General features: G+C 50.7%; 7 protein-coding genes and 2 pseudogenes. 7 read left to right on the top strand and 2 right to left on the bottom strand.

The window, feature by feature from the left end:
• The 6 genes and pseudogenes from PGS10_RS03000 to PGS10_RS02980 form a co-directional block, all read left to right on the top strand.
• Positions 1-671 (top strand): annotated as a pseudogene (locus PGS10_RS03000) (T6SS phospholipase effector Tle1-like catalytic domain-containing protein); the annotation flags it as partial.
• Between the two features lie 108 nt (positions 672-779).
• Complete coding sequence (locus tag PGS10_RS02995; protein ID WP_316422422.1) at positions 780-1,349, top strand: DUF3304 domain-containing protein; 570 nt, start codon at positions 780-782, stop codon at positions 1,347-1,349.
• A gap of 6 nt (positions 1,350-1,355) precedes the next feature.
• Positions 1,356-1,597, top strand: a pseudogene (locus PGS10_RS25080) (type VI secretion system baseplate subunit TssG); the annotation flags it as partial.
• The gene (tssJ, locus tag PGS10_RS02990) at positions 1,578-2,114 is read left to right on the top strand and encodes a type VI secretion system lipoprotein TssJ (protein ID WP_316422433.1); all 537 of its coding nucleotides are present in this window, start codon (positions 1,578-1,580) and stop codon (positions 2,112-2,114) included. The pseudogene PGS10_RS25080 and the gene tssJ, both read left to right, overlap by 20 nt.
• A gap of 1 nt (position 2,115) precedes the next feature.
• Positions 2,116-2,559, top strand: a complete 444-nt coding sequence (tssE, locus tag PGS10_RS02985) for a type VI secretion system baseplate subunit TssE (RefSeq protein ID WP_047080937.1) — start codon at positions 2,116-2,118, stop codon at positions 2,557-2,559.
• A 20-nt stretch (positions 2,560-2,579) separates the two neighbouring features.
• On the top strand, positions 2,580-3,920 hold the full coding sequence (locus tag PGS10_RS02980) for a VasL domain-containing protein (RefSeq protein WP_316422421.1): 1,341 nt from the start codon (positions 2,580-2,582) through the stop codon (positions 3,918-3,920).
• A gap of 67 nt (positions 3,921-3,987) precedes the next feature.
• Here the strand turns inward: PGS10_RS02980 and PGS10_RS02975 are convergent, their stop codons facing one another.
• Entirely contained in the window at positions 3,988-4,554 is a 567-nt protein-coding gene (locus PGS10_RS02975; RefSeq protein ID WP_047079055.1) for a DJ-1/PfpI family protein, read from the bottom strand.
• Between the two features lie 460 nt (positions 4,555-5,014).
• Here PGS10_RS02975 and PGS10_RS02970 point away from each other — a divergent pair, with 460 nt between their 5' ends.
• Entirely contained in the window at positions 5,015-5,773 is a 759-nt protein-coding gene (locus tag PGS10_RS02970) for a hypothetical protein (RefSeq protein ID WP_047048970.1), read from the top strand.
• Positions 5,774-5,852: 79 nt separating this feature from the next.
• Here the strand turns inward: PGS10_RS02970 and PGS10_RS02965 are convergent, their stop codons facing one another.
• A complete protein-coding gene (locus tag PGS10_RS02965) occupies positions 5,853-6,047 on the bottom strand; it encodes a hypothetical protein (protein WP_045397506.1) in 195 nt (64 codons plus the stop codon).
• Between the last annotated feature and the right edge of the window lie 118 nt (positions 6,048-6,165).

Raw genomic sequence — 6,165 nt, 5'->3', positions numbered from 1 at the left:
TCACCGCCTGGCGCACCGAGCGCTTTGCCAGCCCGCAATACGCCGATAAGTATTATCAGCGTAAGCCTTTTTATCAGCAGGCGCTGAATGAGCAGACCGGCGCGCTGCCGTCGGCGACGGCGCCCGCGGAAAGCGAAGGGCCGCGAGAAGTGCCGTTTATCGATAAGGATCGGCTGGACCGCGCGGCGTGGGGTTATGACTTTGCCCATACCGGTATCGTGGCGCTGCTGGGCCAGGTGCTGCTGGATGTGATCCCCACCACGCAAACCGACCAGCTTGGCGGTCCGCTGGTGGCGGCGCAGGAGTCGGAATATATCCAGATCAAGAAAAGCGGCGATGCCCGGCGGGCGGCGCTGATGGGCTCGCCGACGATGCTGGATTTTTACGATAACTACGTGCATGACACGCTGGCCAAATATAATCATGATCCGCTGCATTCCTCGTTTTCCCACGGTTATTTTGCGTCGCGGACGATTTACGATAACGATGACGATACGTGGGATTCGGTGAAACAATTTGGCCAGCGGGTAAAAGCGATTATTGATATTAATGTTGGCGATATATTAGTGCAGGCGCGAACGGATATGAAAGATCTGAATACGGTATCGGGCGTGCTGGGGAAAATATATCGGGATATAAAAAGCGAGGCTTTTAAAATACTGCTTCCCTGACACTTTAATTACCATATTACTATGGACGGCGTCGTAAAAATAAAAATCTGAAATTACGTCATCTCTTAATAATTCATTACTTTATTTTATTTTTGTAAGGATACATCAATGATAAAGCATACCCGTATTTTGTCCACAGGGCTGGCGGTACTGGTCGCCGTTTTTCTCTGTCTATTGACGGCCTGCCGCGATCACAGTCATGACGGCATGAGCGGCGCTGATATAGCCGTATTAAACCACGGACCTGATGCCATCGTTTCGGTGCAGGTTGATGGCTACGGAGGGCCCAGGGCGAATCCCTACGATGGCGGTGGCGGATTCTGCTGCGTGATGGTGCCTGATGTCTGGCGCCCGGGACTGACGGCAAAAATCACCTGGACCTCCGATCCTAATGCCTGGATGAAATCGAGTGAGATGCCCGATGATTATGAGACTCACTATCAGAAACATGGGCCGATTACTGTCCCCATTGAACGCTGGGAGAAGGGGCAGGCGTGCGGTTTTGATGTGCATATTTTCCCCTGCGATAAGGTGCGGATAGTCCGTTCCTGCTACGGTCGCGCAGATCCGAAATACCCGATACTTCCTCATCCTGATGAGGATAAAAAAGCAGATAACGTTATTTTCAAACATATCAAGGAGGAGATCGTATGTCCGACACCGCAGACTCCACGCTGAATGCCCTGGCTGGGCGCCCATTTGGATGTACGGCTACAGCTGTATGTGGCCCGCCATTTATTACCGGCTGCGCAACGCTCTTGCCAACCCAAAAACGCGGCGCGGTTAGGGCGGACCGCGGTACTGCGCCCGCTTAACGCGCAATACCCTGCTACTGACATTATCACCATTCATCTGGGGCGTTATCAGCGCGTCCGAAAAATATTCACCGAAGGGAGAACGATGAAGATGGCAACTATCGTTGGTAAAAATTGCGCCACATTGCTGCCCATCACTCTCACTGCAGCCTTAACCGGCTGCGGCCTGACGCAGAGCGTAAAAGATGGAGCCGTCTCAGTGACCTACGCTATTTTTTATAAACAGATCAAAACGCTGCATTTGGATATTCGGGCCCGGGAAGGGGTGAACCACAATGCGCAAGGGGCGTCATTGGCAACCGTAGTGCGAATTTACCAACTCAAAGAGCGCAAAGCGTTTGACGCCAGCGATTATCCCTCGCTATTTGCTGACGATAGCCGGGCAATACCAAGCGATTGGCTGGCCCAAAAAGATATCCGTCTACACCCGGGGGAATCCGTGGCGCTGGATATGCCGCTGGAGACGGCGGCGCAATACGTCGCGGTGGCGGGGATGTTTATCGCGCCGGATCGGGTCAAGGACAGCTGGCGGTTAGTGTTGACCCGCGACGACCTCGACCCCGACAAGCCGCGTATTATCGAAGCCGGTCACAACCGGCTGACGCTGCAACCGTTAAAAGGTAACTAAAATGCCGCGCCCCTCACTTTACGACACCCTGTTTGGTAATTTCTCCGGCGGTCTCGATCTGCATCAGGTCGGTGAAGAAAATCAGGTCATTTTATCGGTGCTTGATAATATGCAGCGTATCCTCAACTGCCGGGCTGGCACGCTGGCGCATCTTCCGGATTACGGTCTGCCGGATATGACAAAAATTCTCCAGGGGATGCCGGGTAGCGCGCACCAGTTAATGACCACGCTGTCCGCGGTACTGCTCAAATACGAACCGCGGCTGAACAGCCTCCGTGTGGAGATGCTCGAACAGACACAGCCAGGCGAACTGCGTTATGCCATCGACGCGGAACTGAAGGAAATTGGTCTGGTACGCTATGGCACGGAATTTATGCCTGAAGGCAGGGTTCTCCTTCGCCATCTGAAACAGCAACAGTATCTGAATGCCCGCACCGCTATTTAGCCCTCACTCTGGTTACCCCTATGACAACTTATCCTAAGCGTCACCTGATTACCGGCGGCGACCCGCGCACGCTGGCAGACTACGCAAAGCTGCGTGAAGAAATGCACAAACTCAGCCACCCGGCGCGCCCCGACGTTGACTGGCTATACGCAGAACGGCTTTGCCTGTCATTATTTGACCGTAACGGCGTAGAGCTGCAGACCGCGGCTTGGTATACGCTTGCCCGTACGCAGTTAACCGGCTTATGCGGGCTGAATGAAGGACTGGCTATCCTGGAAACGCTGATTACCCGTCAGTGGGGGAGCCTTTGGCCACAGCCGGTACACGCGCGGATGGAAATCCTTAGCGGTTTGGGTAAACGGCTACTGCAAGCGCTGCGTACGCTGACGCTAGCCTATGTCGATCTTAGTTTGATTTATGAGGCGGAAGTGCATCTGAAAGCGCTGGATGCTGCGCTGCAGCGTCTGGAATTAAAGCACGCCAGTCAGTTTGATGCGTTGCTCAATTTGATGCATAACGCGGCTGTACGGCTGGAGAATAGCGATGGCGTGACCAGCGCTGATACCCTACCGCACGTAGTCACGATGGAGAACGCGTCCACCCATTTGGATGAGCGGGTTGAGCGAACAAAGTGGGTTTATATTGCGCCGCCGGAAACGCTGCCAAACGTGCAAGTCGGCAATGAGCGTCAGAACTCTGAAAAACGATGGCGACCTTTTATGGCCGGTATGCTGACGATGCTGGTGCTGACCGCAGCGGCAGGGTGGGGGTGGCAGGCGATGAATCAACCAGATCCGGAACAGCAGCAATTCGCTCTCAGTCTGGCGCCATTGCCGACGGTACTTTCGCCAGATCAGTTACGCTCCTTTTCTCTGCACGCACCGTCAGCAGACAGTGGGATAAAGCAGACCCGGCAGCAGCTTACACATCTGGCTCAACTCAAACCTAATTGGGCCATCGACTATGGCGATCAACTGGTACAACAGGCACTGGCGCTATGGCCGGAGCAGGCGAAAACATTGTCCTCGCAGTGGCGGCAGCAGATCATAGCCGCCGCGCTGCCGGCGGAAAACCTCACCGGGTGGTATCAGGGAATGCAGCAACTGCAGCAATTAACTCAGCGTCTGAATGCCCTGGATGAGCAGAAGGGACAATACCTGACGGTCAGTGAACTAAAATCCGCGGTGTTCGCCATTACTCAGTCCCTTAATCGAACCGTTCCGGCTGAAGAACAGTTACGCCAACTAACGGCGATGACAGAAGGGCAAATCAGCCGCGCCTCGCAGCAGCAACAAGCGGAACAGCACCTGCAGCAGCTGATAGTCTCTTATGCACTAGTAAAAAATAAAACCGTGGAATAGCTTCGCGCAAGGAGTAAGGGCTGGGGGGCATATTGTACCGTAGCGACTCCAGCCCTGGAAAAGGCGCTTACCGCTGCAACACCTCGGCAAATTTAGCAAGCCACTGCGGGTGGGCGGGCCAGGCGGGAGCGGTCACCAGATTGCCATCAACGTGCGCCTGGTCGATACCGATATCGGCGTAATGTCCGCCACTGAGGCGAACTTCGGGAGCGCAAGCTGGATAAGCGCTGCAGGTACGGCCTTTAAGAATGCCGGCGGCCGCGAGAAGCTGTGGGCCGTGGCAGACGGCGGCAATCGGTTTACGCGCAGCGTCAAAAGCCTGTACCAGCTTAATCACCTGCTCATTCAGGCGCAGATATTCTGGCGCACGGCCGCCGGGGATGAGCAGTGCGTCGTAGTCTTGCTCATTGGCGCTATCGAAGTCTGCGTTCAGTACGAAGCGATGACCGGGTTTTTCGCTATAGGTTTGTGCGCCGTCAAAATCATGAATCGCCGTCATAATATAGTCGCCTTTGCTTTTATCCGGGCAGACAGCATCGACCTGATGGCCAATCATCTGTAATGCCTGAAACGGGACCATGGTTTCGTAATCTTCAGCGTAATCACCCACCAGCATTAAAATTTTCTTGCCCATTGCAACAGATCCTTGATGAATAATGATGCCTAAGGTATAGCCTGGTAAAATGAACAATGCCAATGGTTAATGCATGAATAAGAATGAAAGCAGCAATGTCGATAAAATATAGACCTGATGTATCGGATCAAGAGTAATAAATTTAACGCATGAATTAAATTCCGCACCAGGGAAGTTTACATTAAAAAGAAATGACGCCTGAATATTGTGTTTTGCTTTTTTTGTTGACGGGGAGGGTGTATTTGTTAATATCGGCTGGCTCTTTTTATTGGCGTGCGAATCTTTGGGGTATATTGTTTGTCTTATGTATGTCTTGTCTTTTTTACATGCGAGAATATATTCGGATATTTCGAGTTGTTGAACGGCGTCAGGTGTTAAAAATGCCTTTTTTATTAGCGGCATAGTGTAAACCTATTAATTAAATTAATATGTTACGATGAGTAAGCATAATGGAGTATGAATGAATAAAATTCACCGTCTGACATTGATTGGTATTATTATTAACTTAGCCATGTTTCTTTTGGCGCTCAATGAGGTCAACTCGCTTTCAGATTATTATGGCTATGATCGAACGCTGCGTTTGATTAAAGATTTGGTCACAATTGTACTTCCTTTTGCTATAGTTGTTCAGGTGGTAAGCGTTTTTTTATTACCGAAAGTCCCGCGTGTTGGTATTGTGTTTGCTTATATCGGTGGGATTGCTATGGTGCCGATTGGTTTGTTGTTTTTAATCGGTTATCTTTTTAGCTACGAAAGATACTGCAATGCAAACCTTGATGTTTATAACCCTGAAGCTGCGGTTGAAATATCTAAGCCTGAAGATAAAAACTATAAATTAACATGCGATACATCCCGATTTACTCCTACTGGTGCTATTGCTTTGTGTATGGGAGTTATTGTGCTGGTGATGGGCGTGGGAATTGGCTATTTATTGGTCGCAGTAGGCATTCTCAATATCTGGAATGGGGTACGCCTCAAGGAGCGCGTTATGATTGGTCTTTCTGGTGATAAATTGATAGTTAAACCAAAATTGTACTCAGATACTTTTATCGTACCGCTGAATGAAATCGTATTAACAGGCAAAGGCGTTACTAATGACACGGTATCCCTAAAATTCTTACGTACAGGCCGGGCGTTTAGCGTGCGGAAGAAAATGCTGGCAGGTGAGAATATTGATGAATCACTCGAATATATTATTTCAAAAATCCCCACCGCCTGATTGGTACTCACCAAAGTGAATATAAAACGGCACCTTTGAGGTGCCGTTTAGTCTTTTCTGGCGATATCAAAGGGTTGTGTTAATCCACGTTAGTAAAGTAATCGCGAGCGACTGCTTCCACACGCTTTGCTTCCAGACCGGTCTTTTCGCTGATCCCGGCGATAAACGGCTTGAACTGCTCGGCCATCACGTGACCGCCGTCCCAATGAGCAACGTAGTAACGGCACTGATAGCGATAAAAGTGGAGGGTCTTTTCTCCTAACGTGTAATACATGACATTCTCCTGTCCAGTGTGTCGGGTTGCGTCCGCAGAAGCTGATGGGGCGTTACCACAATAATCAGGTATTTGATTATATCCTGCTCCCAAATGTGGGAAATTTCCAGCAGGCAAT

The organism is Klebsiella sp. 141153 (genome assembly GCF_032601995.1).
Taxonomy (GTDB): Bacteria; Pseudomonadota; Gammaproteobacteria; order Enterobacterales; family Enterobacteriaceae; genus Klebsiella; species Klebsiella aerogenes.
Note: the sequence above shows the minus strand (reverse complement) of the source record. Positions and strands in the feature narration are given on the sequence as shown.

Bases quoted from the DNA above. Each gene is read 5' to 3' on its own strand.
- PGS10_RS02995 (WP_316422422.1), top strand. From the start codon at position 780: ATGATAAAGCATACCCGTATTTTGTCCACAGGGCTGGCGGTACTGGTC.
- tssJ (WP_316422433.1), top strand. From the start codon at position 1,578: ATGGCAACTATCGTTGGTAAAAATTGCGCCACATTGCTGCCCATCACT.
- PGS10_RS02965 (WP_045397506.1), bottom strand. From the start codon at position 6,047: ATGTATTACACGTTAGGAGAAAAGACCCTCCACTTTTATCGCTATCAG.
- PGS10_RS02975 (WP_047079055.1), bottom strand. From the start codon at position 4,554: ATGGGCAAGAAAATTTTAATGCTGGTGGGTGATTACGCTGAAGATTAC.
- tssE (WP_047080937.1), top strand. From the start codon at position 2,116: ATGCCGCGCCCCTCACTTTACGACACCCTGTTTGGTAATTTCTCCGGC.
- PGS10_RS02980 (WP_316422421.1), top strand. From the start codon at position 2,580: ATGACAACTTATCCTAAGCGTCACCTGATTACCGGCGGCGACCCGCGC.
- PGS10_RS02970 (WP_047048970.1), top strand. From the start codon at position 5,015: ATGAATAAAATTCACCGTCTGACATTGATTGGTATTATTATTAACTTA.